We start from the raw sequence: 24,328 nt of genomic DNA, 5'->3' as shown, positions 1-24,328 counted from the left end.
TTCAGAAGATGTTGCCCAGCGGGTCGTATTCGTCTTCCCGCGGCTTCGCATCCCGCCGGGCGTAGAAGGACCACCGGGCTTCGGTGACCGCGACCAGGGCGGTGATGTCTACGGCCCGATCGGTACGCGCCCAGGCGATCGACTCACCGGTACGCCGCGTCTTGCCGACGCCGACCGCGTCGTCGAGCTGCTTGGCCGGCACGTGCCGGATCGTCGACTCCTTGGTGGCGTCAAGGATCTGCCCGCACGCGGCCGCCATGTCGGTTCCGCCGAGCACGACCAGGTCGCCACGCCGGGGATCCTTGTCGTCGCTGCGGCTCGGCTCGTCGTCGTCGCCGCGGTCCTCGGGCCGGATGATGCCGCGCTTCTTGAGGTCCTCGCGCAGCGACGCGTACGTGCCGCGGGCCATGCCGACCGCGACCGGATCGAGGGCGTCACGGTACTCGGCGATCTTGTCGAGCAGGCCGGCGACCGGGCCGTAGTGGATTAGCTGCACGTGACCGAGGTCGTCGGCACGGTGGCCGTACAGACCGATCGCAGCCCAGTCCCGTTCGGGGGCGATGTCGACGGCGATGGCCACATCGCCGTCACGGCGCGACTCCGGATCACCGAGCTTCTTCCACCGCTCGGCATCGATCGCGGCGCCGGTCTCCAGCTCGGAGTACACACCGAGCCGCTCGCGCAGGAACTGCTCGACGCCGGTGGCGCGGACCTCGCGCAGGATTGACGACTCGGAGATGCGAATCCCGAACGCCCGGTTCGCCTCGGCGACCGCGGCGAACAGGCGGCCGCGCAGCTCCTGCCCTTCGGCCGTGTCCTCGTCCTCGTCGGACAGTGCCTTGTTCTGCTCGACGAGTTTGAACAGGTCGTCGTAGCGGCCGCGCGCCGACCACTCGTAGTAGACCAGGCCGCGGGCGCCGCGCCGGCCGCGCTTGCATGTCTCGCGCAGCACCTCGGAATCGGCGAGCGGCGCCGAGGACATGTACCAGACCTGCGGGTTCGCGGCCGCCGATGTGGCGTACATGATCGCCGCGACCTGCTCGGCGGTGAGCGCGAACGCCTCGTCGAGGAACAGCGGACTGACGCCGGCGAAGCCCCGGCCGGATCCGCCGGACCGGGCGAGGAACGCCAGCGTCTGCCCGGTCTTGAGGATGATCTCGGTGGAGTGTGTCGACGACCGGATCGTACGGACCCGCTTGCGCAGGTGGTCGTAGTTGTCAAAGTAGTGGCGCATCCGCATGAAGCCCTGATGCGCGGTCTTGAACTCGTGCGCCGTCCAGATGATCAGCGGCTCTTTGACCAGCAGCAGCCCCGACAGCGCGCGGGTCTCCAGGATCACGCCCTTGCCGTTCTGCCGCGGCTCGACGTCCGCAACCTCGGACGCCAGCCACTTCCTGTCGGCGCCCTCGGACATGCCATCGCAGATGGTCTCCCGCTGGCCCGGATCGAGCGTCACCCCGACCGTGGCCATCAGGTCGATGGCTTCGTCACCCCAGGTGGACACCGCCCCCTGCGGAACGGCCCGGTAGCGGGGGGTCTGTGATCCGATCAACACGGCGCCGGCTGAGATCATCGATCGGGTCAGCCTCCTCCGGCGCAGCGTCGGCCATGGCCCGTAGATCGGTGAGTGCGGCCCGCATCTCCTTGGCCACCGCAGCGGAGTCTCGGGCCCCGCAGCCCTCGTCGAGGACGTCGGCCAGGTTGCGTGCCACCGCGGCGAGGGTGCTGGACTGGACGGCGGCGGGCATCTGCTCGAGGTCCGCCTCGAGGGCGTCGCGCACCGACATCAGGAGCCCCAGTTGGCGACCCGGTACCGCAACGGATAGGCGGCGCCGGCGTACAGCTTGCCTCCGCCGGACGGATTCAAGATTGCGAAGCCGAAGGTGATGGTGCCGCCAGAGAGGTCGCCGGATTCGCAGGTGACGACCATGCCGAGGCCCGGCTTCGACCGGAAGGCGGAGTCCGGGTACAGCCCGGGGTCGCCTTCGATGGCCGGCGTGCCGGTGCCGGTGGACGCGTACCGCACGGGTGAGCCGTCGACCAGCACGCACAGGTCCCAGAACAGGCCGGTGGCGGTGGCCTGGAGTCCGGCCCAGGAGAACTCGACGGCATCCCCGGCGACTGCGGCGATCGAGAACGTGGGCCCGCCGGTGAGTGCGGCCCATGAGCCGATGGTCTGCGGGGTGACGTCGCCGGTGGTGACGTAGCCGTGGGCGATGGCGACCGTGCCGCCGCCCGCGTGGGTGTGGTCTCCGGCGGCGGCTGTCGAGTCGGTCTCGCCGAGTGCCAGGCTGGACGTGCCGGCACCGATCGCGGTTCGGGCCGCGGCGGCGTCGGCGGCGGTCAGTACCGCTCGGCCGGTGGCCGTGGAGTCGGAGATCTGTGAGGCGGTGGGTGCGGCCGGGGTGCCGTGGGTGTGGTCGCCGCGGGAGTAGGTCGATGCGGCGCCGGCCGTCGAGGACCGGCCGTAGCTGGTTTCGGCGGTGACGGTGCCTGCCGGTGTTCCGCTGGCCCCACCGCCGACGATCTTGTTGCCTGCCGCGTCGATGACGTCGCCGTCGGCGTCGAGCCCGGCGACTCCGGAGGCGACGGACCGCTGCGAGGTGAGCAGGTACGAGGTTCCCGCGGTTGCGGTGCCGTCGACCTGGAGTAGGTCGGCGAGCTGCACGCTGGCGGTCTGGTAGTCGAGCTGGAGGGTGCCGGTGATCGTGGCCCCGTTAACCCGTCCCTCAACGGCGTATGACCAGCCGGTCGGGCTCCATTGCGGATCGTTGTTGGCCGGCAGCTGGACCGATCCGGAGCCGTCGGCGGCCAGGTCGGCCCGCAGTGTGAACGGCGGGACGATCGAGTTGTCGGCACCCCCGAGCAGTGGACGGGCCGCGGTGAATTCGAACCACCCGGTGGCCGCACCGCTGGGCGGAAGGTCGCACTGAATACCGACCGTGACCAGGGTCAACGTCCCCGGGAATGGCATCCGGAACCCCCTTACCCAGAGTCACTGACTACGGTCTGTAGCGATCAGGCTTGGGTTTATTTGCGTGCGCACACAAACGCGGAAAGGGTCAGCGGGTGTTCCGCCTACCCCCTCCTGAAAAAATCTTGGCGCGCGAGCCTCTGACCAGGTCAAATGCAACTGGGGTCGATGCTCATCGCCTCGCGGTCAACCCTCGGCTTGCGGTTGCGCTCCTGGTTGCAGCAGCGGGCACGCCCTGTAGTGGGGCTCACGCAGACTGGGCACGGTGCGTTACTTCCGTGCGATGGCCTGAGGTTGGCCACGTCGTACGGTGACCCTCCGTCAGTACGCCTGTGTAGGTGGTCTACCTCGTATGCGCCTGGGTGCCCGCACCACCAGCAGTCTGTGCCCCAGGTCTGGAACGTCGCCTCGCGTGCGCGTTGGCGTGGGCGCCGTGATTGCCAGGGGTCCACCACGTTGGCCTCCTGTGGTGTGGGGCGCACAGCTCACCAGCCCAGTTGCTGTGCGCCCCGGTTTCCCCGCCGTCCGGTCCGCACCGGAGTCTGGATACGACGAAGGCCCCCGCTAGCGACGGGGGCCTGATCGTGGTCTGTGCCTGGTCAGCGGCCCTGTAGGCGCACCTGTCCCAGAGCGTGATTGTGACACCTTGATCCGCCGCACTGCAAGCGGGTGTCACACGTGTTGGCGAGCCTGCTCCTGCTCCTTCATGGCCACCAGGGCCAGCACTTCGTCGAGCGCGTACAGCGGGTTGCCTTCGTGCTCCCCGTGAACCGTGAGTAGTCCGGCTTTGCGCCACCTCCCGATGTTGGTGCGGTGGACGACGCCGGGGTATGCCTGCTCGATCTCGGCGGCCGTGTACCGGTAGCTGTGGGCGAGGGCGGTCCGCTCGGCGATGCGCTGGTCGGGGTTGTGTTCTGCCCCGCACGTCCGGCAGGTGGCCTTGCCGGCGCCGAGGCGGCCGTAGAGCGGCTCGACGCAGGGCGCGAGTCCCAGCCTCGCGACCGCCGGGTTGATGCCGTGCTCCTCGGCGACCTCCGGCGCGATCGGGACGAACGGCGCCCCGCACGTCCCGAGGTAGATCCGCTCCCGTGGCCCGCTCGCCAGGCTGCGGATGATCCGGTGGCTCGCCTCGACGTCGCGCACGAACTCGTCGACAGCAGGCCGGTGACGGCTCCACTCGACCTGATCGACGAGCCACCGCGCCACCCACTCGATCTCATCCGAGGCCCTGAGCGGCTCCCTGAGCGCTCGACATGATCCATGGTTACACGACCATGGGCGGGCGCATGTCGGGCCGCTGGCGGGCCGTACAGCGGGCGGACGGGGGATCTCTACGCCACGGGTCTCGGCGATGTCGCGCGCCAGGGTGGTGAGCGCGTTCTGGACCGCGTCGAGCCGCGAGGTGGTTTCGAGGCCGAGGGGCAGTTGCGATCCGGGCTTGCCGACCGTCCCGCCTCCGGTGCCGCGTACGGCCTGCCGCTGGGCGACGTCCCGGGCCGCCTGGGCCATGTCGCCTACCTCGCCGAGCAGCCGTCGGGTGCGGGCCAGGCACTCGGTGCACCCGTAGGCCCCGTGGGCTGGTCGGTCGCCGCAGATGACACACAGGTCGTCGCTCACTCGCTCCCCCATCGCATGCAGCCGTCCTTGTGCTTGCCGCCGTGTCCGGCGTCGAGTTCGCAGCGGTTGAGCACGTAGCCGCTGGACAGCCACATCTGGGCGGGGCAGATGGCGGCCACGTCGCGCAGGTGGCGGCGCAGCCGGTTCCGGCTGCCGAAGCGCTTCACGCCCCCTCCCCGCGTCCGTCACTGATGCGGCTGTGGGTGGGCCTGTGGTGCTCGGGTGCTCCACAGGTGCGTTCCGGCTCGCAGTCCGGGCCACTTCCCGAGCACTCCTCGCCGTGCCAGCAGCGTTCGGCCTGCCGCCACCGGTCGGGGTCGGCGGCGAGGTAGTCGGCGGCCCACCGTGCGGCGTCGCTGCCGGTACGTGCGGCAACGCCCTGGAGGACGGCGACCGCCCGGTCGTATCCGGCAACCAGGGAAGGCCGGGCACTGAGGTCGGCAGCGGCGCACATGGCCCGCGCGTTGCACTCCCCGCGCTCGCAGTCGCGTGACGAGCCGCCGCCGATGCAGGGGTCGAAGTGGCCGTCGGTCCGGATTTCGGTGGTCACGGTCAGATCACCGCCCCGTGTCGCGGGCAAGTGCGTCCGGAGCCGTCGCAGATGCAGCCGGGCGGGTTCGGCGGCTTGGGTCCGCGTGCCCGGCGTCCCTGGTGGACGGGGCAGTCGGGATCGGGTTCGGCCGAGCAGGTGCACGAGTCGCCAACGGTGCCGCCGGGCATGCCGTCGGCAAGGTCGTGGTTGCGCCACGCTCCAGCGCAGTCGTGCAGGCCGACGCGGGTGCAGCCGTCGCCGTTGAGCAGCGCACAGATCCGTTCGGCGAGCGCCTGGTCCCCGTTGACGACGACGGCGACCAGCTCGGCAGCGCCGGTGATGTGCCCCTCGGGTGTGCGCTCGCCTTCGCGGACGATGGTGACGCCCCAGTGGTTTCCGGTGCGGTAGGTCATCGGGTCCTCCGGCGGTAGGCGGCGCGGATGCGGCTGAGGCGGGCGTCGCGGCGGTCGGTGTCCTGGCATTCGTCGCACCCGGCGGCGATGCCCCGGATCAGGCGGCGGCCGTAGCGGCGGCGGGTGTCGGGCTGGTCCTGGATGAAGTACCGGATCAGCTCCCGGGTGCCGTGCGGGTCGTTGTCGGCGTCGGTGTAGCGGCGCTTCATCACGCCTCCTTCGGCGGGTCGAATCGGCAGTCGCTGCACTCCCAGCCGCCGTCTTCGCGGGGGATCCACTTCCAGCCGTGTCGCGGGAGGGGGCAGGGCTTGGGCGGGTAGTCGGGGCGGCCCTGGAGGGTCACGCGTCCTCCTCGGTGGCGATGGGCACGATGGCCGGGCATGTCGCCTTGTCGGGCCGGGCGGCCGGCCGGTGCCCGTCGCGGTGGGGCAGTTCGGCGGGTGGCCAGCCGCAGCAGTCGGTGAGGTCCTGGCCGTAGCGGGCCAGGTGCACGGCCGGTCCGGGCTTCTTCCGCTTGGCCTTCTCGCGCTGTTCGGGTGTGGTGCCGCCCCACACGCCGTGGCGCTGCCGGGTTTCGGTGGCCCAGTCGCGGCAGGCGGTGATGTGTGGGCATTGCCGGCAGATGCGGACGGCGGCGGCGATTTCGATGGTGTTCATGGCGCCGGCGTGGCGTGGGAAGAACGTTTCGGGGTCGACGTCGCGGCAGGCGATGTCGGGCTGGTAGGCGAAGGCGGGCCAGCCGGGGTCGTTGAATTCACGGCGGCCGGTCATGCGATCCGCCCGTCTGGGCCGAGTAGACCCATGCTGATGGCCCGGCGTCGGGCCCGGTACACGGCTTCCCGGCCTACACCGAGCCGTTCGGCGATCTGCTTGGTGGTGAGGCCCTGGTCCGCAAGGGAGTCGTACTCTTCGGCGAACTCAGCTACTGGCCGGTGTTGGCGCTGAGGGTTGTGCTGGCGTTCGGTGCCGTTGCGGCAGGCGGTTTCGTAGCAGCTGCGGCAGAGTCCGCGGGCGCCGACGGGCCGGTCGGGGTGGCAGTCGGCGGCCTTGACGATGACAACGACGTAGCCGGCCGGGATGTCGGGGGCGAGCAGTTGGCGGGCGGTGGTGAGCGTCTCGGCGAGGTCGGTCATCGCTTGCTCCTGCTCTGGTCGAGTTCGGCGACGTATTCGCGGGCGAGTTCGGTGTGGGCTTCGCACAGCAGCAGCACGGCGGTGGTGTCGACGGCGATCCCGGTGCAGCCCATGTACTTGTGCCGGTACCGGCAGTAGCTCGGGGTGGGCGTTCGTTTCTCGGGTGGCATTCAGGTCTCCTTCCGCAGTGCCGGATGTCGGGGTGGACGGCGGGCGGTGGCGTTCCCCCCTCCTACAGAGGGGGAGGGGAACGTCCACCCCTGGCGCGTCCACCCCCGTCCACCCAGCCGTCCACCTGTTGAGCTGGGGTTTTGGGATGCCGCGTCCACCTGTGTCCACCTGTCGTCCAGGTGGACGCGGAAGTGGACGCGTCCACCCCGCCGTCCACTTGTCTTGCGCCTAGTCATGCGGCGGCCGCCTGGCGCAGGTAGTAGCGGCTCGGGTCGCCGCCGGGCGATCCCTCGATGCACGACAGGACGCCCTCGGTGACCTTGCGGTCGAGTGCCCGCTGTGCCCGCTTCTTCTGGGCGGCGGTCGGCTTGGCGACCTCGAACAGCAGCACCGCGTACTCCAGTGCGGTCAGTCCGCGGATTCCGCTGCGGCTGACGGCGGCGATCAGGTCGATGCGCTGCTCGACCTCGCTGACGCCCCGCTCGTGGTCGTGGACGACGTCGAACGGGCCGACCTCAACCTCGGGCTGCTTCAGGTGCCGCCACTTGACGATCGGGTCGCCGGCCTCGCCCCACAGCAGTGCCACCGATCCGGCCCCCGCGGTCAGCCAGGTGGATCCGTAGATGTCGTCGAGGGTGTTGGGCGTCTTGTTGTCCGAGCTGCCCTTGCGCATGTGGTGCAGCTCGATGACCTCGACGCCTTCGGACAGCGCGTTCTGCCGGGCACGGTTGTATCCGGCACCCACCTCGTCCTTGGCGATGCCGACAGCCGCGTCCTTGATGCTGTCGATGAACAGGGTGTCGGCCCCGGCTGCCTCGCACATCTCGATCAGCAGGGCCGGTCGGGCGGCGACGTCCTGCGGTGGTGGGCCCTTCCAGACGACCATGCGGTCATCGAGCAGCTTGCGTTCCTCCTCAGTGAACGCGCGGGCGGCCGCGCGCCGGAACTGTGCGGGCCGGTCCATCACCAGGTAGAGCACCCGGGTGCTGGTCTCGGCGACTGAGTAGCCGAGCACCTTGGTCTGCAACCCGACCCGGGCACGCAGCAGTTGAACGGCGATGGTGGTCTTGCCGACCCCGGACGGGCCGCACAGCATGAGCGCTTCGCCTTGCGCCCAGATGACCTCCTTGCCGTCGCCCCACACCGCGGGCGCCACGTCGGGCACGTCGAGGACGAACGAGCCGCCCTTGAGGAACGCGAACGGCCGGGGCTTCTCCGGCAGCGGCGGCGCGTACGGTTCGAAGTCGGTCAGCCCGTATCCGGCGGCGATGTGGTCGCTGGCGTCCTTGCCCGCGGCGGCACGCATGAACCGGTACTTGGCGGCGATCCCGTCGATCTTCTCGGCGACCTGGGCGGCCCATTTGTCTCCGGCGCCGTCGCGGTCGACGATGACGGTGACCCAGTGCCCTCGTAGCGGCTCGATGTCGACCTTGTGGAACGAGTCGGCTCCCTGCGGCCCGGTGGTAGCCACTCCGCCGGCCGATTCGATGGCGTCGACATCGGCCTCGCCCTCGACGAGGAAGACGGTTCGTCCGGGCTGGACGGCGGCCAGTGCCTCCCGGTGATACAGCGTCGAGGTGGCTGTGGCGCCGGTCTGCGTGAACCGCTTCTTGCCGCGCTCGTCGTAGTAGCGGCGAACGGTGCGGCCATCGTCGTAGCGGTAGGTGGCCGAGCGTTCGTCGTACAGGTCGGCCATGGTGAGTTCGAGTTCGGCGAGCACGTCCCGGGTGTCGCATTCGGGGTTGTGGCACCAGACGAGCGTGCGGCCGTTGATGGCAGTGACGGACAGGCTGGGGCTGTGGTCGTCATGGGCGGGACAGGTGGCGTCGGCGCGTCCGCCACTTTTTTCGATGACTTTGCGGCCGTGTTCGCGCAGCTTCCGGACCACCCGGTCGTAGGCGGTCTCGTTCACGCACCACCGCCGGGGATGGCGACCGGTGGCCATTCGCAGTCGAGTGGCGTGCCGACCTGGTTGCTGGCGTCCTGGGCGTGACGGTCCCTCGCCGCGGCGTCGTAGCCGCGGCCCCATGCGTCGAGTTCGGCGGGGGTGGAGGGTCGCCAGTCCGGGTCGTGGTGGCGAGCGAGGATGCGTGCCGCGGCGCTGAGCAGGCTTTCGTCGGCGCTCATCGGGCACCGACCGCAGTGATTGAGCACACGGTGTGTTTCGGCCCTAGGGGGCGCAGCCATGGCATCATGGGCGCAGGGCTCCTTCCGGTTCGGGTTTGGCGAATCGGTGTTGCCTTAGGCCGGAAATTGGGTGTTACCAGCACCCGTTCCGGCCGACTCAATTCTCCCAGCTCACGACGCTCGCGGACCCGCGCCGTGCCCATTCCGGATGTAGTGTCGATCACTATTCGCCTCGTTCTTTATCCACAGCCTGTGTGCAATTCCTGTGGGTATCGGGAATGCGCCCTAGAGTGATTCCGGGGCGCATTCCCGTATCAGCTATCCGTCGCCTGGCCGCGGGTCGGGCACCGGGTCGGGCATGGTGTGGTGGGCGTCGCCGGGCCGACTCATCCGGCCGCAGTCACGGCAGGCGCGGGCGGGCGGGTCACGCCGGTCGAGCGGGTCCGGCGGCACGGACGGGTCGACGACGTGCACGTGCGGCTTCGGGCGGCTCACCGGGCACCTCCCGGCTCGCCCTCGTCCGGCTCGGCCAGTGCCCACAGGTCGCAGTGCACGATCGGCCCGGCCTTGACCGCCCGGCCGTTGCCGCCGCATTCGGGGCACTGGGCGTAGACGGGCCCGCCGACACCGAACCGGGGCCGGAAGATCTCGCCGGTGAACACCTGGTTCGCGCCGTGGCACCGCTCGCACTCCGGCCGCCCGGCCAGGCTGACGCCCGCGGCGCACGACTCGTCGCCACTGGCGCAGCCCACGCAGCCTTGCGGCGCGTCGCAGGTGTCGTCCCACGGCGGCCGGTAGTGCGTGCAGGTCTTGCAGCCGCGCGCGGCCGGGTTGGTCCAGCAGCGGCCGATGTGGTCCCGGACCCGGGCCCGGACCGCCCCTGTGCGAGGGCAGTGCGGGCACCGGTATCGGGTGGTTGTGAAGGCGATCGGCTCGGTCACCGGGCACCTCCCGCCAGGTCGAACAGGTCCAGCTGCCCGTGCAGCTCCCGGTGCCGACGCGTCTCCGGCTGCCCGTGCCGTTTCACCCGGGCCGGGCCGGCATCGAACAGCCCCGGGTTCGTTTCCGGCTCCGGCGGCGGGCAGTCGCACGGGCACACCCACCGGCACGGGCGGCCCGACAGCCACACCTCGGTGCGGGCGGCACCGCGGTGGTTGACGATGAACGTCTCGCAGACGATGTGCGGCTGCTGCTTGGTCCGGCACAGGTGGTGCCGTCCGGCGTCGCAGTGCCCGCACTGGCCGGCGTGACAGCGGCAGTTGACGATGGTCCGCGGGTTGCCTTCGATCGTGCAGCTGTCGCGGTAGGTGTCGGTGAGCACCTCGTGGTAGATCCAGTCGGCGGCGGCCGCCGTCATCGGGGCGATCACCGCTGCCTCCACTCGTTCACCTCGGGGCAGGTCGTGAAGTGGGCCTTGCGCCGGGTGCCACCGAACAGCGTCGGCCCGGAGACGACGGTGGCGACCGGGCCGACCCACAGGCCGGGCTGGAGCGACAGCTCGACGTTGCCGCCCTCGCTCGGCTCGGCGTCGACGGGCATCGGCTTGCCGCCGCTGCTGGTGGCCCACACGATCGGGGCGTCACAGGAGCGGCAGGCGGCGATCTCGTAGCCCTCGGGCGTCCGGCCGCTCACGGCGCGCCGTCCGAATCGGCAAGACGTAGCAGCTCACGCGCCTCGTCCAGCGCCCGGCGGCGTCGCGCCTTCTCGCCCGGCAGTGGGAACGGACCCATCCCGACGACCTTGATGCAGGAACCGGCCGAGGCTTCCCGCCGGGCCCGGCACCAGTCGATGGCGTACCGGACCAGCGCGTACGGCATCAGCAGCACGACCAGCGGCACGATGCCGCCGCACCAGGTGCCGTTGGGGTAGCGGCGGGTCATGCGGCACCGACCTCAGGCCAGGGCAGCGGGCGCAGCTCCCGACGCCGCACAACGTGCTGACGCACCAATTCCAGGCCATGGCCATCGAGGTCGATGCGCATCCGGCCGTTGCTGTCGTGCCAATAGATGGGGATCCGCCATTCCTGGGTCGCCGAGTCGTAGGCAAACTGGGCGTAGACGGGGACTCGGGTGTAGTTGATGCGGTGATCGGTGAGCCAGGCATGGATCTGTTCGCGCTGGTCGGCCATCAACTGGAGGTATGGAACGTGCTCGGCCATCACGATCCCCCCTCGCCGCCGGGCCACAGACGGAGCCGCCGGTCCAGCAGCGCGTCCATCGCGGCCCGCGTGAGCGGCGTCCGCGGCCGTTCGACGCGGTACTCGTCCAGCTTCGTGTCGATCTCGGCAAGCCGATCCGCGAGCGGGCTCGGCGTGGCGGCCTTGGGGTCGATGCCGGCCGGCTGGGAGCGGTTGAGGAATCGGTCGAACATCAGGACCTCCCGAGCCGGGTCAGCCCGCTCGGCAGAGTCCGGATCGACATGGCGCAGATCTCCAGCAGGGCCGAGCCGTACCGGCCCCGCTCCCAGCCGTCCGGGACCTCGGCGACCTTGCGCAGCAGCGCCTCGAACGCCGCCTGGTCGCCGTTGCCGCGTGCCTGGATCAGATCCATTGCCCACTGCTTCGGGGCCTCCAGGTCGCCACCGAGTTCGCCGGTCTCCACGGCCATCGGGATGACCCGCATCGGCGAGAAGTCCCACGTGCCGCCGTTGATGTGGGCGAGGACGGTGTCGCACCAGCCGATCAGGGCGTCGATGATCCCGTCGGGGCATTCGGTGGCGAGGCGCTCGAAGGCGCTCTGGGCGCGGGGAATGTTGCCCGCGACCATGGCGTAGAGCGCGACGGAGGCGAGACGAATGGGCTTGCTGTGCTGTCGGTCGGTCATCAGGAGGCTCCGTCCTGGTCGGTGAAGATGACAGCCAGACGGCGCGCGGCCGCACAGACCGTGCACGTCTCCCGGCTGCTGTCGGAGTAGTGGTAGTGCCGGGGCAGCTCGGCGAGCACGGCAAGGATGTCGCGGGCGACCTGGCCGAGCGCCGACTCCAGCCCGCTCCGGACACCCTCGGCGGTCGGGTTGAGCGACAGCTCGTCGGCGATCGTGTTGGTCATGCGGGTGAGCAGGGTTTCGCGGATGGTCATGCCGCACCGTCCAGCGGGGTGCCGTAGCCGGCCTGCCGCAGCAGCCGGGCCATCTGCGCCACCGTGCACGTCGCATACCACTCGCCGGCATCGCCCTTGCCGCGCCGCTTGTGCACGACGATCCCGTAGTCGGCGCCGTCGTTGGCCTGCTCCAGCACGGCCTCGTCGACCCAGCCCGCCAGGTTGAGGCTGGCGTGGTTCTTCACCTCGACGACCACGCCGGGGATGCCCGCCAGGTCGCCGCGGTCCTGGGCGGATCCGGCGAGGCGACGCTCGGCGTGCGGGAAGCCCGCGGTGCGCAGGTAGTCGACCAGGCCCCGCTCGGCGGCCGTGCCCTTGCGCTTGGAGGCGCTCACTCGGCACCGCCCGGGACCTCGGCGGGGGCGGGCCAGTCCTCGGCCACCTCGCCCTCGATGGCGTCCTGCCGCGACGGGGCGACGGTGGCCGGCGGCGCGTACGTCACCGGCATGACTGCGGACTGCTGCGGGGCGGCCATCCGGGCGATCTCGCGCCGATACTCGGTGCTGGACGGCACCCATTTCTCCAGCTCGTGCACCGCGCACTTGAGCCACATCGACCGCTCCCACTTCTTCCACGGGGAGTCGGAGCGGCTGTTGGACGGGTTCATGTCGCGGTGGGCGAGAACCTCCTCGCGACCCATCTCGACCGGGCGGGACATGCCGCCGTCGAGCATCACCGCGTACGCCCACACGCCGACCAGCTCGCCGCGTTCCTCCGCCGACGCGAACCGCTCGAATCGGTGGATCGGGTGCGGCATGCCCTCCTCGTACTCGTAGAAGTCGTTCTTGCGAACGACCTCCGCGCGCACCGACTGCACGGCCCCGGCCCGGTAGATGCGCTCGATGACGCCCCGGTAGCCTTCCCAGCCCTCCACGGCGCCCTTGATCGGGACGAAGTAGTAAGCGGGGGTGCCGGGCTCGTGGCCGAGGCGGGCGCAGTCGAGCATCGCCGTCATCAGCGACCCGGCGTTGTTCATGGCCGCCCGCATCAGGTTCTGATCACGGCGTAGCACACCCTGGGCGAGGCGGACGAAGGTCGCGGGCGGCAGGTGCGAGGGCAGGACCGCGGCGAAGTCGTCGCGGTAGCCGGCGACCAGCGTGGTCGGCGAGGTGTCCCGCTGGGCGACGGCGCTGGTGACGGTCTCGGGCATCAGAAGCTCTCCCCGTGGGATGCGGCGTGCTGGTTGATGAAGTCGATGAACTCGGCGAGCCGGGTGGGCTCGAAGTACGGCTTGTCGCGGCGGATGACGTTCCAGCCGTAGTAGGCGATCGAGCCGTGCTCGTATGTGTCGCAGCCCGAGTGGTGGCAGTCGAGAGAGACGTCACCGTCCTCGTCGCCGGTGAGCCGTAGGTACTCCGGGATCTCAGGCATAGGAGTCCGCCCTTCCGGGGTTGAGTCGGTCGGTGGTCGGCCACGCGTCGTCGATGGCCATCAGTTCGTGCTCGTCGTCGCTGCGCCGCTCGAAGACGGAGCGGGAGGCGACGAGCTTCTTGCCGCACATGGCCCGGTTGAAGTCGGAGCCGAGCGCCGCCCGGATCTCCGCCTCGCACGCCGCGACCCGGGCCTTCGCCTCGTCCCGGTCGGCGCGGGCCTGCCGGTACCGCTCGGCCAGCTCGACCGACACCTGCACCTCGCCGTCGCCGAGCGTCGGATGGAGCCGCTGGAGAGCGCTGATCGTGGCGTCGTGGCCGCCCAGGTCCGGGGCGTCGCCGCCTTCCAGGCGCTGGAAGAAGTCGAAGCCGGCGGCCCGCATCACCTCCAGGTCGGCCTGTGCCGCCTCGTTGATGTGCACGACGTACGACCGGAATCCGGTCGGGCCGAGGGCGGCGATGTAGACGGTGGAGACGCCGAGGACGTCGGCCTGCCACAGCACCTGGGCGCGGTAGTAGACGGGGATCTCGTCGGTGCCGGGCTCGCCCCAGCCGTCCCAGCTGTGAGCCACCCACTTGCACTCCAGCAGGGCGACCAGCGAGCCGCCCTTGCCGTTGCAGTCCGGGCAGTAGTAGGTGAACCGGCCGCTCGGGTAGAGCCCGGTGCCCTCGCAGTCCGCGCAGGGCGTGAGCAGCAGCCCGTCCGGGGTGGCGAGCTGCCACGGCCGATCCGGGTGGGCGTAGAGCCCGGCCGACCGCTTGATCAGGTTCTCCAGCGGGTCGCACGCGGCCATCCACCAGTCGGCGATGGCGTCCTCGAGGTGGCTTCCCGCCGAGGTGAGGTCGTTGCCGTCCCACCGCCAGTCGTTGACCTTCGCCCAGAACAGGCTGAACGGGCTGTCGTACGGGCTGATCCCCATGACGACGGCGATCTCCGACGCGGTCACGCCCTCACGGCGCAGCTGATGCCACTGCTCGTCGTGGTTTCCGGTGCCGGGCGGCAGCAGCTCGACGGGGGTCACCCGGCCACCTCCGCCGGGTGCGGGTTGAGGTCGAACCGGAGCCGGGTGACGTGCACCCACCGCTCCCCGGCCTCGGCCTCGGCCGGCCACCACCGGGCGAGCAGCCCACACCGCACGCACCGGCCGTACCGCTCGTCGGCGGCGTAGGCGATGTCGGCGGGGATCAGGTCCAGGGCGGCGAGGACACGGAGCACCTCGGCGGCGTCGCGGATGCCGTCCATCCCGGCGTACAGCTCCGGCTTACCGTGAACCGGCTTGTGCTTCACGGTGAGGTCGATGCCGCCGTTGCCGCTACGCCACCGCCACACCTCGACCTCACGGCCATCGGCGAGTTTCCAGGCCAGCTCCAGAGCAGTGGAATCGCGCACGTTGTCGAGCACAAATCGCGGCGCGGTGACGCTCTTCTGCTGCCGGGCCCACCGCATCGCGCGGCCCACCGCGCGCCAGTTCGGAAACGTCTTCACAGGACCACCTCCGAGGCGGAACGGTGCAGGCGGATGGCGAGCGCGGCGACGGCCTCGGCGAGTTCCCTCGACCCCAGCCGCCCGGCCATCCACTCGGCGAGGTCGACGCTCGCCTCCAGCACGTCGAGGCCGTCGCGGTCGGCAGCCTGGGCGAGCAGCCAGTCGACGAGGTTGTTCAGCTCGCGGTCGCGGTCGGCTCGGCGGGCGGCGGGCAGGTCGGTCGGCTCAGGCACGGCGACCACCGCCTCGACGGCGGATGCCGAACACGTCGTAGAAGTCGTGCCCGTCGGCGGCTTCCTGCTTGCTGATCTCCCGGTAGTGCCGGTCCCGGACCCACGGCCGGTCGTCGATGCCCGGGAACCCGCAGCACGGCGACGTCCACACCGAGCAGTCGGCGTAGCGGGCGGTGACCTTGACGTGCGTCAGGCTGTAGACGCCCCGGCAGTGCATGCACCGGACGGGGAACATCATCTCGGCGGCGGGGGGCTGTTCGATCTTCCAGTCGGGAGCCTGAGCCATCATGCGTTCACCTCCCAGCGGACCGGGCCGACGACGCGGCAGAACGCCAGCAGCACCCGCCGGTGGTCCACATCGCTGCACGGGCACAGCGGGTGCACGCACACCCGGCCCCGCTCGTCGACCTCCGCCGACACGTCGATGCCGGCCCGGTGCAGCTGCTCGCACACGGCCGCCAGGTCCTCGAGGAGTGCCTGCTGCGGGGTGCGGCAGGTCGCGGCGAACCGGTCCCGGGCACGCATCGCACCCCACCGGGTCCAGGTCAGACCCTCGCCGAGGACGTGCAGCGGGCCGTCTCCGACCTGCCACGCCCAGCGGCGGTCCAGGCGGTGCGGCATCGGGGTGTGGAGGAAGTCGCGGTAGACGGGGGCGGTCATCGGACACCGCCCTCGGTCGCGCCGGGCACCTGCTCGGGCTCGGTGACGAGCCGGATCGTGCGAATGTCCTCCTCGCGGGCGGACAGCGTCAGCTTCCAACGACCGTCGATCTCGGCGTGCATCTGGATGCGGTCCGGGCCCTTGTCGCCGCCCGCCTGACCGAACAGGTCCCGCATCATGAACTCGCCACGGCGCGGCCAGGACAGCTGGTGCGCCTGGATGGTCTCGATGTGCCCGGACATCCAGGTGATCTCGTAGACGTCGGCCGGGCCGCGGTCGATGTCGGTCACCACGAGACCCACCCCCCGAACAGGGCGCGCAGGCGGGCGACCGGGCCAGGCTGGTCGGCGCTGCGGTGACGGCCGGCCGGCTCGGCGACCGGCCGGTTCGAGTAGAAACGGTTGAACCGGCGCTGCAACGCGTCGATCGGCGGCTCCTGGTCGGGCGGGGAGTCGAAGGCCCCGATCGTGCGCGGGATGACGACCCGCTGTTCACCGGTGGCGTTCGGGCGGCGGAACGACGGGGTGATGCGGACGGTCGGGGGCTCCGACCCGGACGAGAGCAGGATGCCGAGGGTGTCCCCGATGTCGACGAGGCTCCCGTCGCGGTTGTGAATGGTGATGGTCATCTGCGTCTCCTGCGAAGTAGGTGCGAAGCAGGTGGGAAGAGGTGCGAAGTTCGGGGCCCGGGGTGCTGCCTGGCGGGACAGCGCCCCGGGCCGGCGCCGGGCCCGCTAACGACGGGTCCGGCCGGGTTAGGTCAGGGGGAAGCGGTCGCGTGCCGGGGAATCTCGCCGAGCCCCAGCCCGCCGAGACGCGCCGCCGACTCCGCGTGGGACGCGCACACCTCGGCGACGGCCAGGAACCAAACGCCCAGGTCCGGGCGGTCGAAACGCACCCGATGAGTCGCGATCTCCGCGCAGATCTCCGGCAGCGCCGCCGGGGCGATGTCGTCCAGGCGCTCCAGGCCGTCCATGAGCAGCGCCCACGCGCACGGCGCGCTCACCGCCGGTACCCGCTCACCACGTCGCGCGACAGCGCGTCCCGGCAGGCCGGGCAGGTCGCGTTACGGCCGACGCCGGTGGTGTTGTCCATGAACGGGATCGCCGCCGGGGCCAGGCCGCACGCGGTCGGGCCGAACTTCTCAGCGACATGCACGACCGGCTCCGGGCGGGCGGCCTCACCGCGGTGGATGGCCATCAGCGACCACCGTCCGCGCCGCAGTTCAGGCACGCCGCCCCGGACGCCGGCCGGTCCTCGCACACCAGGCATGCCGGGCCGGGACCAAGCAGCCTCTCGACCGGCATCCTCAGGACCCGGGCGAACGCGACCGCCTCGTCGACGGTGATGTTCGCCCGATAGCCCGACTCGACCTTCCAGACGCCGGACTCCGGGAGCGGGCAGCCGATGTCGGCCAGGCGCTGCGTCAGCTGCTTCATGGTCAGGCCGAGGTCGAGACGGCGGATACGGATGCGGATCGCGGCTTTGCGGGACACCTCGGTCCCGGTCGCGCGCGGCCTCATCGCCGGGCCTCGGCGGCGATCCGGGCCGGGCAGTCCATGCGGCACGGGCGGTCGGCGTCCTGGCCGTCGCACTCCTTCGAGTGCTTAGCCGCCGGCGGATGCGCCTCGACCCGCTCCCGCCACGACAGGTCACCGACCGGGGCGGGGGACGCCGGCTCGGCGACGGCCGGGGGAGCCTGCTCGGGCTCGGCGAACCGGGCCGCCGCACCGGAGTCGATCCAGTGCTGGCGCTGCTCGTCGGTGATCGGGTCGCGGGCGCCAAGGTGCAGCATGGTCCCGCGCCAGTTGAAGTAGATGTTGGTCAGCCACTCATCAGACTTGGCCGGGTCGGCGAGGTCCGGGTGCGGCTGGCCTTCGGTCGCCGGGATGGTCTGGGTGTAGCCGAACCAATCGGCCCAGCCGCACAGGTCAGCGGCGGAGTCGAGGTCGATGTGGTTCGAGTGGAGGCGGATGTCGCACGGCGCGGGCAGGCCGAAGTCGACCCCGGCGTTGATCGCGGCGATCAGTTCGCGGCGGCGAGCCTGCTGGTCGTGGATGATGGGCTGAGTCACTGGACTGTCCTTTCTTCGCAGGGAGTTGCTGTCCGGTGCGCGCGCCGTCCGGTGGCTGCCGGGCGGCGCGATCTATGTCAGGGCAGGGGCAGGCGCATCAGGCCGAGGCCGGGCACCTCGCCGACCCACCAGCGGGAGACCGGGCCGAACGCATCGACCAGGTCCGGGTCGTCGGTCACTTCTTCGGCCTCGGCCACCACCACGGGCGGCGGCGAGGACGCACCGGGCGCGGAGTCACCGGCCGCGACGGCTCCGGCCCGGACGGGCCCGGGCTCACGCGGCGTCATCCGCCAGCAGCCCGGTCTCGGCCAGGTACACACCGAACGTCAGCTCACCGGGAGCTCGGCCCGCCTTCTGCTGAGCCGCCGACCAGGCCTCCATCAGCTCGGCCTCGACCTGGTCCTGAACGGCGCGCTCCTGCGCCCGGTCCGCGTTCGTCGCCGATCGGCGCGCCTCCGCCCGCTTGTGCCGCGCCAGTGCCCGCGAGTTCTCGATCACGTTGCCCTGGTCGTCGGCGACGAGCCGATCCGGCTCGTACTCGAACAAACCCAGGCCCGGCAGCGCCACCTTCCCGGCCGGCGCCGTCTGCCCCGGCCGCTTCCGCGCCGACACCACCCGCTGCGCCTTCTTGCGACGCTCCTCGGCCGGATCGAAATCGATCACCCGCTCGACGATGTCGACGAGCGACTTCTCGACGGCCTGCCCGTCGTCGTTGCGCGGCGCGTTCGCCAGCGCGAACCGGTATGCCTGCGTTCCGTTCACTGCCGCTCCCCCAGGTAGTGCTCGACGCGGTCGGCCTGCTTCCGCAGGAAGGCCGCCATGTCCTCGGTGAAGAGGCCGGTCTCGCCGTACAGCACGGCGGCCTCGATGTCGGTGATGAAGCCGGACACCTCGGTCTGGAGCCGCTCGGCGACTCGGCGCGCGTGGGCGATCGCACGGCCCCGCTCGGCCTCGGCCTGGATCCGCTGCACCTCCTCCGGCGACAGCAGCGGCGGCCTGGCCGGCTCGGGCTCCGGCGCGGGCTCGTCGGTGGGCGGGTTGCAGCCCAGGCACAGGCCGCCGTCACCGTCGGCCCAGTGCTCGCCGGCCGGATCGCAGTCGCCGCACCGGCGATAGCCGGACGCGGCCGAGGCGAAGGGAACCCCGCCGCCGCACGCCTCGCAGGCGCGCCCGGCGGGAAGCTTGTCGGCCGCGACAGCGCCCACCACAGACGCGTCGCTTGCGTCGCCCGGGGCATCGGGCGACGGGAGGCCGGCCGACCGGCCCTCTCCCGGTGCGGGCACCGGGAGGTCTTCGGGGGGCTGCTCGGCGAGCGCCCACAGGTCCACCACGCGGTTGCCGTTCATCCCACGACCGGCAGGCTCGACCTGTCCGCCGTTGGCCAGCTCGCGGACCGCGGCCTCGATCTGGGCGATGACGATGCCCAACGGCCAGTCGCTGCCGCGGTCGGAGATCTGCGCGACCGAGGCACCGTTCGGGCCGACCTCGGCGAGGACCCGCAGGACCTCGGCGGCGATGGCCGGGGCGGGGTCGGCGCGCTCCTCGGCGGCGGGGCGGGCGGCGGGGCGGGCGCGGCCATCAAGGGAGACGATCCGCTCGGGCTGACCGTCTGAACCCTTTGTGTTCAGACGTTCGAGGTCCCGCATCACCTGGGTCTGGCCGATGCCGAGCGCCGAACCGATGGCCCGGGTCGACATCCCGGCACCGCGCAGCTCGGCCACGGCGGTCGGTCGGTCGCCGAGCGGCACCCGGACGTCGCCGAGCTCGGCCGCGCAGTACGCCTGCCACGACGCGTAGCCCAACGCCCGGTCCGCACGGCCCTCGAATGCCCGCTTAACCTTCGGAAGAAGGCCGTCCAGGTCCCGGCGGATCTCGGCGGTCAGCTCGCGCGCCTCGTCGGCGGTCAGTTCGATGGGGGCGAGGTCGCTCATGCCGCGCTCCGCAGGCCCTCGATGTACTCCTCGAGCGCCTGGCGGGTGACCCTGCGGGAGCGGCCGATCTTGATGGACTTGATGACGCCCTCGTGGACCAGCTTCCACGCCTGGCGGTCACTGATGTCCAAGGCTCGGGCGGCGTTGGGGACGGTGTAAGCCAGCTGCCTGTTACCCACGAGCCCACCGTCGCGCTCGGGATTGATCGGCGTTGCAGCGTCATGCATGGGACTAACCTAGCGCGGTCCCATGCATGGCACCACTCATACTTTCGGCTGATTCGACCATGGGCCGCCATGACTACCGTGTAAACCATGCAACGCAGTGCAATCAGGCGATCAATACGCCAGAGACCGGGCACCCAGCGGCCGCCGCGCCGGTTTCGCGCACGGGACCGTTCCCATCCGCGGGACAATCGTCCCGGAAATGGGACTTACCGTGGCAGCGTGGCCATGCCCCTAGACCCCGCCGTCGCTCGCGTACGCTTCGCCGCGTTCGTCACCCGCGCCCTCGAGCAGGCGCGCGCCAACGGCATGACGGATACGAAGATCTCCGAGATCAGTGGGGTCGGGTCGTCTACCTTCCACCGGTGGCGCCGCGGTGAAGGCCGTGACCTCCCCCAGCTCGAGCGGGTCCGTCGCTTCTGCACGGCCGTCGGGGCCAGCATCGATGACGCGATGGCCGCGCTCGGCATGACGGACGCCGCCCCCACGCCCACGCCCGGACCGCCGCTCCCCCGCGACGTCCAGATCATCATGCGCCGGCTCGCAGACCCGACCACTCCCGAAGTCGAGAAGGACTTCATCCGCAAGTCCCTGCAAATGCTCGCCGGCCGTGTTGCCGCCGATGAGCGAGCAGAGCAGAGGACGCGCAACGCAGGCTAGGAGCAGCGATGCCCCGCAATCGGTACCCGACTATCAGGAAAGGCGCCGATGGGCTCTGGCACGCCTGGATCACCGTCGGCACCAAGCCCAACGGCCGCCCCGACCAGCGGCACATCAAGCGCGAGACCAAGACCTTGGTCGAGGACCGCATCGACGAGCTACTCGACCAGGTCCGCGGCGGCGCCGTCGTCAAGCCGGGCCGGCCGGACAGTGTCGCCCAGTGGCTCGACACCTACCTCACTACGGTCGCCCCGCGGCGGTGCGACCCGGGGACCGTCAAGGACTACCGGTCGAAGATCGACCATTGGGTGCTGCCGGTGATCGGCTCGACCCGGCTCGACCGGCTCCAGCCGCACCAGCTCGAGGAGGTCTACCTCGGCATGCAGCGGGCCGGCCGGGCCGACTCCACTCAGCTCAAGGTGCACCGCATCCTGTCGCGCGCCCTCGAGGTGGCCCTGCGACGGCGCCTGGTGACCCGTAACGTCGCGAAGCTCATCGACGCGCCCACGACGGAGCAGATCGAACAGGCCGCCCTGACGCGGGAGGACGCTGTCGCGGTGCTCGACGCCGCAGCCGGTCGGCGTAACGCCACCCGGTGGTCGCTGGCCCTGGCGTTGGGCCTGCGTCAGGGTGAGGCGCTCGGGTTGCGCTGGTCCCATGTCGACCTGGACCGCGGTGAGATCCGCGTGTTCTGGCAGTTGCGACGCAGAGCTTTCGACCACGGTTGCGACGGGGCGTGCGGCCGGCGGCGGGGCGGGAACTGCCCACAGCGGTCCATGACGCTGCGGTCCGCGGAGTCGACGGTGCTCGACCTGTCGAAGCCGCCGGACAGCGACCGCCGCACCGGGCTGGTGCTCAAGAGCCCGAAGGGCAAGAGCAAGCGGACCGTGCCGATCCCGGACCAGCTGATCGAGCAACTGCGGCGGCATCAGACGGAGCAGGGCATCGAGCGGATCCTGGCCGACGACGCGTGGCAGGACCACGGGTTCGTGTTCGCGCGTCTCGACGGACAGCCGATCGATCCCGGACCGGACCACCGGGAGTGGAAGGCGCTCCTGTCGGCGGCCGGCGTGCCGGAGAGCCGGCTTCACGACGCCCGGCACACGGCGGGAACGATGATGGCCGCGCTCGGTGTGCCCCTCCAGGTGGTGCAGGAGGTGCTCGGGCACTCCGACCTTCGGACGGCCCGGCGGTATGTGCACGTGGCCAGCGAGATGGCCCGCGCGGCTACGGAGCGCATCGGCGGGGCACTGTTCCGGGAGGTAGTACACCCTGACCTACACCCTTGATCTTGCCGGAACGAAAACGAGAGGGCCCGCTACCTGGGCAAACACCCTGGTAGCGGGCCCTCTCGGTACCCTGAGCCGCCTGTCGGAATCGAACCGACGACCTACGCATTACGAGTGCGTCGCTCTAGCCGACTGAGCTAAGGCGGCAACGGTTAGTCATCCTACTGCATAGACGGACACCCGCTCATCGGGGGAGGATCGTTCGGTGGCCATCGTTCCCCGACAGCATCCTGCCCGGCCCGAGACGAATGTGCCGAACCGGCCACGCAGCCTCGACCCACAGGAGCTCGGCTTCACCCGGAAAGGGCCGATCGGCTGGCTGGCGCCGTTGCTCCTGCTCAGCACCGGGTTGCGGGCGGTGCTGCACCTGTTCTTCGGGGCGTACCTGGACAAGCGTGAACTCCAGAACGCGCTGGACGGCGACGTCTTCGACCACTCCACCACGGCGACCGGCGAGCTGTGGCTGGACTACGTGGCCGACCTGGGGGACGGGTTCGACGCGACGTACTCGGTGGCGTACCTGTTGTCGCAGGAGGAGCTGGAGGTCGACGGCGAGCGGCTGCCCCGCGGCCGGCTGCTGCTGATGGGCGGCGACCAGGTGTACCCGCTGGCCAGCGGCGACGGCTACGAGAACCGGATGAAGGGCCCGTACCGTGCGGCTCTTCCGGAGGCGCCGGCCGGTGCGCCGCGGCCGACCCTGTTCGCGCTGCCCGGCAACCACGACTGGTACGACGGGCTCACCGCCTTCCTGCGCCTGTTCGCCCGGCGTAAGGACGGGCACATCGGCGGCTGGCGTACCGAGCAGCGCCGGTCGTACTTCGCGGTGAAGCTGCCCGCCGACTGGTGGCTGTTCGCGGTGGACGAGCAGTTCGGGGCGTACATCGACGACCCGCAGCTGCTGTACTTCGAGAAGGCCGCCGAGCAGGTCGGCCCGGACGACCGGGTCATCATCATGACGCCGTCGCCGACGTGGGTGAAGGCGAAGGACAACCCGCACGCGTACGACGCCGTCGACTACTTCATCCGGACCATCGTGGCGCCGACACAGGCCCAGGTGCGGGTGCTGGTGTCCGGGGACCTGCACCACTACGCGCGCTTCTCCGGGGAGGACCGGGAGCTGATCACCTGCGGGGGCGGTGGGGCGTACACGCTGGGCACCCAGAACCTGCCGGACCACATCATGGTGCCGCCGAAGGAGACGTTGACCCGCAGCCGGAGCCGCAGCCTCCGGTACGACCTGCGCGGCACCTTCCCGGACGCGCCGACCTCACGGCGGATGGGCTGGGGCGTCTTCCACCGGATCCCGTGGCGCAACGCCAATTTCGCCAACCTGCTCGGCGTCATCCACACGCTGACCATGCTGGCCATGGCGGGCGCGGCCAGTCAGGGCGGCAACATCCAGCGGCTGTTCAGCATCCCGCTGGTGCTCATGCTCGTACTGATCATGGCCGGAACCATCGCCTTCGCGAAACCGGACGGCCATGCCCGGCACTGGGTCCTCGGGGTGGCACACGGTCTGACCCAGATCGCCCTGGCGATCGGCGGCACGTGGGTGTGGTTGCAGCTCCCGTTCCGCGACTGGCCATGGCCGGGCCCACTGGCGGTGGCCGCCTTCGTCTACGGCCCGCTGATCGCGATCCTGTCCAGTCAGGTGGTGGCGCTCTACCTGCTGATCGCCGCCCGTTTCAACGTCAATCTCAACGAGCTCTTCGCCGGCCAGGGCATCGAGGACGCCAAAAGCTTCCTGCGCATGCACATCACGCTCGACGGCTCACTCACCATCCACCCGATCGGCGTCGACCGGATCTGTCACGAGTGGGTGGCCGACCCTGACGGCGATCCGCACGAGTCCTGGCTGCGCCCGGCCACACCGTTGACCGCGCACCGCATCGAGCCTCCGATCAGGATCAACTGAAAACCCATCAAGGGGTACGCGCGAACACCGCCCCCGCCGAATCCGGCCCGTCCCGCCGGTTCCACGCGAGCCTCTGCCCATCCACGCCCGGTGCCGCGCCCGCCGGGCGGAGCTGCCCACTCACCCTCGCCGGCAGGAACTTCTCCTACTCGGCGTTGTAGTGGGCGTCGTGGGCCTGGCGGGGAGCGCAGACCGAGGCGCGGCTGCAGGAGCAGCGGGAGCCGTCGGCGTCCATGCGGACCACGACCGCGTCCTTGGGGACGCTGTGGGCCACCACCCGGCCGTCGCCCTCGGGCGTGGTGACGCGGGATCCGACGGCCGGGGCCGAGGCCTGGAACTTCTGGTACAGAGGGTGTTCTTACTTGTTCGTAGCCCACTCTAAACGTAGACTCGACTCATGACAACTCCCCTCCTTATCGGTCA

General features: G+C 70.8%; 44 protein-coding genes, 1 tRNA gene and 1 pseudogene. 3 read left to right on the top strand and 43 right to left on the bottom strand.

Going from position 1 to position 24,328, the window contains the following annotated elements:
* Position 1 precedes the first annotated feature (1 nt).
* From IEZ13_RS34430 to IEZ13_RS34235, 41 genes are all read right to left on the bottom strand, one after another.
* The gene (locus IEZ13_RS34430; protein ID WP_229795399.1) at positions 2–1,504 is read right to left on the bottom strand and encodes a terminase; all 1,503 of its coding nucleotides are present in this window, start codon (positions 1,502–1,504) and stop codon (positions 2–4) included.
* The gene (locus IEZ13_RS34425) at positions 1,488–1,787 is read right to left on the bottom strand and encodes a hypothetical protein (protein ID WP_183225381.1); all 300 of its coding nucleotides are present in this window, start codon (positions 1,785–1,787) and stop codon (positions 1,488–1,490) included. Before IEZ13_RS34425 ends, IEZ13_RS34430 begins: the two co-directional genes overlap by 17 nt.
* On the bottom strand, positions 1,787–2,974 hold the full coding sequence (locus IEZ13_RS34420; RefSeq protein ID WP_183225382.1) for a hypothetical protein: 1,188 nt from the start codon (positions 2,972–2,974) through the stop codon (positions 1,787–1,789). Before IEZ13_RS34420 ends, IEZ13_RS34425 begins: the two co-directional genes overlap by 1 nt.
* Positions 2,975–3,646: 672 nt before the next feature.
* Positions 3,647–4,591, bottom strand: a complete 945-nt coding sequence (locus tag IEZ13_RS34415; RefSeq protein ID WP_183225383.1) for a hypothetical protein — start codon at positions 4,589–4,591, stop codon at positions 3,647–3,649.
* The gene (locus IEZ13_RS34410) at positions 4,588–4,758 is read right to left on the bottom strand and encodes a hypothetical protein (protein ID WP_183225384.1); all 171 of its coding nucleotides are present in this window, start codon (positions 4,756–4,758) and stop codon (positions 4,588–4,590) included. The genes IEZ13_RS34415 and IEZ13_RS34410 overlap by 4 nt, the downstream gene beginning before the upstream one ends.
* Entirely contained in the window at positions 4,755–5,141 is a 387-nt protein-coding gene (locus IEZ13_RS34405) for a hypothetical protein (RefSeq protein ID WP_183225385.1), read from the bottom strand. Before IEZ13_RS34405 ends, IEZ13_RS34410 begins: the two co-directional genes overlap by 4 nt.
* A gap of 2 nt (positions 5,142–5,143) precedes the next feature.
* Complete coding sequence (locus tag IEZ13_RS34400; protein ID WP_183225386.1) at positions 5,144–5,536, bottom strand: hypothetical protein; 393 nt, start codon at positions 5,534–5,536, stop codon at positions 5,144–5,146.
* The gene (locus IEZ13_RS34395) at positions 5,533–5,745 is read right to left on the bottom strand and encodes a hypothetical protein (protein ID WP_183225387.1); all 213 of its coding nucleotides are present in this window, start codon (positions 5,743–5,745) and stop codon (positions 5,533–5,535) included. The genes IEZ13_RS34400 and IEZ13_RS34395 overlap by 4 nt, the downstream gene beginning before the upstream one ends.
* Positions 5,745–5,879 (bottom strand): hypothetical protein, encoded by a 135-nt coding sequence (locus IEZ13_RS47655; RefSeq protein ID WP_260179556.1) that lies wholly within the window; start codon positions 5,877–5,879, stop codon positions 5,745–5,747. Before IEZ13_RS47655 ends, IEZ13_RS34395 begins: the two co-directional genes overlap by 1 nt.
* Positions 5,876–6,307: a WhiB family transcriptional regulator gene (locus tag IEZ13_RS34390; protein ID WP_183225388.1), complete on the bottom strand. Its 432-nt coding sequence runs from the start codon at positions 6,305–6,307 to the stop codon at positions 5,876–5,878. Before IEZ13_RS34390 ends, IEZ13_RS47655 begins: the two co-directional genes overlap by 4 nt.
* Positions 6,304–6,669, bottom strand: a complete 366-nt coding sequence (locus tag IEZ13_RS34385) for a helix-turn-helix domain-containing protein (protein WP_183225389.1) — start codon at positions 6,667–6,669, stop codon at positions 6,304–6,306. Before IEZ13_RS34385 ends, IEZ13_RS34390 begins: the two co-directional genes overlap by 4 nt.
* A complete protein-coding gene (locus IEZ13_RS34380; RefSeq protein ID WP_183225390.1) occupies positions 6,666–6,839 on the bottom strand; it encodes a hypothetical protein in 174 nt (57 codons plus the stop codon). The genes IEZ13_RS34385 and IEZ13_RS34380 overlap by 4 nt, the downstream gene beginning before the upstream one ends.
* 233 nt (positions 6,840–7,072) lie before the next feature.
* The gene (locus tag IEZ13_RS34375) at positions 7,073–8,752 is read right to left on the bottom strand and encodes an ATP-binding protein (protein ID WP_183225391.1); all 1,680 of its coding nucleotides are present in this window, start codon (positions 8,750–8,752) and stop codon (positions 7,073–7,075) included.
* Positions 8,749–8,967: a hypothetical protein gene (locus tag IEZ13_RS34370; RefSeq protein WP_183225392.1), complete on the bottom strand. Its 219-nt coding sequence runs from the start codon at positions 8,965–8,967 to the stop codon at positions 8,749–8,751. Before IEZ13_RS34370 ends, IEZ13_RS34375 begins: the two co-directional genes overlap by 4 nt.
* A 318-nt stretch (positions 8,968–9,285) precedes the next feature.
* A complete protein-coding gene (locus IEZ13_RS34365; protein ID WP_183225393.1) occupies positions 9,286–9,462 on the bottom strand; it encodes a hypothetical protein in 177 nt (58 codons plus the stop codon).
* The gene (locus IEZ13_RS34360) at positions 9,459–9,908 is read right to left on the bottom strand and encodes a hypothetical protein (RefSeq protein ID WP_183225394.1); all 450 of its coding nucleotides are present in this window, start codon (positions 9,906–9,908) and stop codon (positions 9,459–9,461) included. Before IEZ13_RS34360 ends, IEZ13_RS34365 begins: the two co-directional genes overlap by 4 nt.
* Positions 9,905–10,348 carry a DUF6248 family natural product biosynthesis protein gene (locus IEZ13_RS34355; RefSeq protein WP_183225395.1) on the bottom strand — a complete coding sequence of 148 codons (444 nt, stop codon included), beginning with the start codon at positions 10,346–10,348 and terminating at the stop codon, positions 9,905–9,907. Before IEZ13_RS34355 ends, IEZ13_RS34360 begins: the two co-directional genes overlap by 4 nt.
* The gene (locus tag IEZ13_RS34350) at positions 10,333–10,599 is read right to left on the bottom strand and encodes a hypothetical protein (RefSeq protein ID WP_183225396.1); all 267 of its coding nucleotides are present in this window, start codon (positions 10,597–10,599) and stop codon (positions 10,333–10,335) included. Before IEZ13_RS34350 ends, IEZ13_RS34355 begins: the two co-directional genes overlap by 16 nt.
* Entirely contained in the window at positions 10,596–10,847 is a 252-nt protein-coding gene (locus IEZ13_RS34345; protein WP_183225397.1) for a hypothetical protein, read from the bottom strand. Before IEZ13_RS34345 ends, IEZ13_RS34350 begins: the two co-directional genes overlap by 4 nt.
* Positions 10,844–11,128, bottom strand: a complete 285-nt coding sequence (locus IEZ13_RS34340) for a hypothetical protein (protein WP_183225398.1) — start codon at positions 11,126–11,128, stop codon at positions 10,844–10,846. Before IEZ13_RS34340 ends, IEZ13_RS34345 begins: the two co-directional genes overlap by 4 nt.
* The gene (locus IEZ13_RS34335; protein ID WP_183225399.1) at positions 11,125–11,337 is read right to left on the bottom strand and encodes a hypothetical protein; all 213 of its coding nucleotides are present in this window, start codon (positions 11,335–11,337) and stop codon (positions 11,125–11,127) included. The genes IEZ13_RS34340 and IEZ13_RS34335 overlap by 4 nt, the downstream gene beginning before the upstream one ends.
* Positions 11,337–11,789, bottom strand: a complete 453-nt coding sequence (locus tag IEZ13_RS34330) for a hypothetical protein (RefSeq protein ID WP_183225400.1) — start codon at positions 11,787–11,789, stop codon at positions 11,337–11,339. Before IEZ13_RS34330 ends, IEZ13_RS34335 begins: the two co-directional genes overlap by 1 nt.
* On the bottom strand, positions 11,789–12,043 hold the full coding sequence (locus IEZ13_RS34325; RefSeq protein WP_183225401.1) for a hypothetical protein: 255 nt from the start codon (positions 12,041–12,043) through the stop codon (positions 11,789–11,791). Before IEZ13_RS34325 ends, IEZ13_RS34330 begins: the two co-directional genes overlap by 1 nt.
* Positions 12,040–12,399, bottom strand: a complete 360-nt coding sequence (locus IEZ13_RS34320; protein WP_183225402.1) for a PDDEXK family nuclease — start codon at positions 12,397–12,399, stop codon at positions 12,040–12,042. Before IEZ13_RS34320 ends, IEZ13_RS34325 begins: the two co-directional genes overlap by 4 nt.
* Entirely contained in the window at positions 12,396–13,214 is an 819-nt protein-coding gene (locus tag IEZ13_RS34315) for a RecT family recombinase (protein ID WP_183225403.1), read from the bottom strand. The genes IEZ13_RS34320 and IEZ13_RS34315 overlap by 4 nt, the downstream gene beginning before the upstream one ends.
* Entirely contained in the window at positions 13,214–13,435 is a 222-nt protein-coding gene (locus IEZ13_RS34310; protein ID WP_183225404.1) for a hypothetical protein, read from the bottom strand. Before IEZ13_RS34310 ends, IEZ13_RS34315 begins: the two co-directional genes overlap by 1 nt.
* A complete protein-coding gene (locus IEZ13_RS34305) occupies positions 13,428–14,456 on the bottom strand; it encodes a lambda-exonuclease family protein (RefSeq protein ID WP_183225405.1) in 1,029 nt (342 codons plus the stop codon). The genes IEZ13_RS34310 and IEZ13_RS34305 overlap by 8 nt, the downstream gene beginning before the upstream one ends.
* Positions 14,453–14,920 (bottom strand): hypothetical protein, encoded by a 468-nt coding sequence (locus tag IEZ13_RS34300; protein ID WP_183225406.1) that lies wholly within the window; start codon positions 14,918–14,920, stop codon positions 14,453–14,455. Before IEZ13_RS34300 ends, IEZ13_RS34305 begins: the two co-directional genes overlap by 4 nt.
* Positions 14,917–15,153: a hypothetical protein gene (locus IEZ13_RS34295; protein WP_183225407.1), complete on the bottom strand. Its 237-nt coding sequence runs from the start codon at positions 15,151–15,153 to the stop codon at positions 14,917–14,919. Before IEZ13_RS34295 ends, IEZ13_RS34300 begins: the two co-directional genes overlap by 4 nt.
* Entirely contained in the window at positions 15,146–15,442 is a 297-nt protein-coding gene (locus IEZ13_RS34290) for a hypothetical protein (RefSeq protein WP_183225408.1), read from the bottom strand. The genes IEZ13_RS34295 and IEZ13_RS34290 overlap by 8 nt, the downstream gene beginning before the upstream one ends.
* Positions 15,439–15,813, bottom strand: coding sequence for a hypothetical protein (locus IEZ13_RS34285; protein ID WP_183225409.1), 375 nt, complete (start codon positions 15,811–15,813; stop codon positions 15,439–15,441). The genes IEZ13_RS34290 and IEZ13_RS34285 overlap by 4 nt, the downstream gene beginning before the upstream one ends.
* The gene (locus IEZ13_RS34280; RefSeq protein WP_203834044.1) at positions 15,810–16,103 is read right to left on the bottom strand and encodes a hypothetical protein; all 294 of its coding nucleotides are present in this window, start codon (positions 16,101–16,103) and stop codon (positions 15,810–15,812) included. The genes IEZ13_RS34285 and IEZ13_RS34280 overlap by 4 nt, the downstream gene beginning before the upstream one ends.
* Complete coding sequence (locus IEZ13_RS34275; protein ID WP_183225410.1) at positions 16,100–16,441, bottom strand: hypothetical protein; 342 nt, start codon at positions 16,439–16,441, stop codon at positions 16,100–16,102. Before IEZ13_RS34275 ends, IEZ13_RS34280 begins: the two co-directional genes overlap by 4 nt.
* Positions 16,442–16,572: 131 nt before the next feature.
* Positions 16,573–16,818 (bottom strand): hypothetical protein, encoded by a 246-nt coding sequence (locus IEZ13_RS34270; RefSeq protein ID WP_183225411.1) that lies wholly within the window; start codon positions 16,816–16,818, stop codon positions 16,573–16,575.
* On the bottom strand, positions 16,815–17,012 hold the full coding sequence (locus IEZ13_RS34265) for a hypothetical protein (protein WP_183225412.1): 198 nt from the start codon (positions 17,010–17,012) through the stop codon (positions 16,815–16,817). Before IEZ13_RS34265 ends, IEZ13_RS34270 begins: the two co-directional genes overlap by 4 nt.
* Positions 17,012–17,335: a helix-turn-helix domain-containing protein gene (locus IEZ13_RS34260; protein WP_183225413.1), complete on the bottom strand. Its 324-nt coding sequence runs from the start codon at positions 17,333–17,335 to the stop codon at positions 17,012–17,014. Before IEZ13_RS34260 ends, IEZ13_RS34265 begins: the two co-directional genes overlap by 1 nt.
* Entirely contained in the window at positions 17,332–17,886 is a 555-nt protein-coding gene (locus IEZ13_RS34255) for a hypothetical protein (RefSeq protein ID WP_183225414.1), read from the bottom strand. Before IEZ13_RS34255 ends, IEZ13_RS34260 begins: the two co-directional genes overlap by 4 nt.
* A gap of 77 nt (positions 17,887–17,963) precedes the next feature.
* Complete coding sequence (locus tag IEZ13_RS34250) at positions 17,964–18,173, bottom strand: hypothetical protein (RefSeq protein ID WP_183225415.1); 210 nt, start codon at positions 18,171–18,173, stop codon at positions 17,964–17,966.
* On the bottom strand, positions 18,160–18,648 hold the full coding sequence (locus IEZ13_RS34245) for a hypothetical protein (protein ID WP_183225416.1): 489 nt from the start codon (positions 18,646–18,648) through the stop codon (positions 18,160–18,162). Before IEZ13_RS34245 ends, IEZ13_RS34250 begins: the two co-directional genes overlap by 14 nt.
* Entirely contained in the window at positions 18,645–19,817 is a 1,173-nt protein-coding gene (locus tag IEZ13_RS34240) for a hypothetical protein (RefSeq protein ID WP_183225417.1), read from the bottom strand. Before IEZ13_RS34240 ends, IEZ13_RS34245 begins: the two co-directional genes overlap by 4 nt.
* Positions 19,814–20,044 (bottom strand): helix-turn-helix domain-containing protein, encoded by a 231-nt coding sequence (locus IEZ13_RS34235; protein ID WP_183225418.1) that lies wholly within the window; start codon positions 20,042–20,044, stop codon positions 19,814–19,816. Before IEZ13_RS34235 ends, IEZ13_RS34240 begins: the two co-directional genes overlap by 4 nt.
* Positions 20,045–20,269: 225 nt before the next feature.
* Here IEZ13_RS34235 and IEZ13_RS34230 point away from each other — a divergent pair, with 225 nt between their 5' ends.
* Positions 20,270–20,701, top strand: coding sequence for an XRE family transcriptional regulator (locus IEZ13_RS34230; protein WP_183225497.1), 432 nt, complete (start codon positions 20,270–20,272; stop codon positions 20,699–20,701).
* An 8-nt stretch (positions 20,702–20,709) separates the two neighbouring features.
* A complete protein-coding gene (locus IEZ13_RS34225; RefSeq protein ID WP_183225419.1) occupies positions 20,710–21,990 on the top strand; it encodes a tyrosine-type recombinase/integrase in 1,281 nt (426 codons plus the stop codon).
* Between the two features lie 73 nt (positions 21,991–22,063).
* Here IEZ13_RS34225 and IEZ13_RS34220 read toward each other — a convergent pair.
* Positions 22,064–22,137: transfer RNA gene (locus tag IEZ13_RS34220), tRNA-Thr, on the bottom strand.
* A 58-nt stretch (positions 22,138–22,195) separates the two neighbouring features.
* Here IEZ13_RS34220 and IEZ13_RS34215 point away from each other — a divergent pair.
* Positions 22,196–23,905 carry a metallophosphoesterase gene (locus IEZ13_RS34215; RefSeq protein ID WP_183225420.1) on the top strand — a complete coding sequence of 570 codons (1,710 nt, stop codon included), beginning with the start codon at positions 22,196–22,198 and terminating at the stop codon, positions 23,903–23,905.
* A 145-nt stretch (positions 23,906–24,050) separates the two neighbouring features.
* Here the strand turns inward: IEZ13_RS34215 and IEZ13_RS34210 are convergent.
* Positions 24,051–24,263, bottom strand: a pseudogene (locus IEZ13_RS34210) (regulatory iron-sulfur-containing complex subunit RicT); the annotation flags it as partial.
* Positions 24,264–24,328: the final 65 nt, after the last annotated feature.

The sequence above is a fragment of the Actinoplanes campanulatus genome (genome assembly GCF_014647795.1).
GTDB classification, from domain to species: Bacteria; Actinomycetota; Actinomycetes; order Mycobacteriales; family Micromonosporaceae; genus Actinoplanes; species Actinoplanes campanulatus.
The sequence above is the reverse complement of the archived record's forward strand: the minus strand, read 5'-3'. Positions and strand labels throughout refer to the sequence as shown.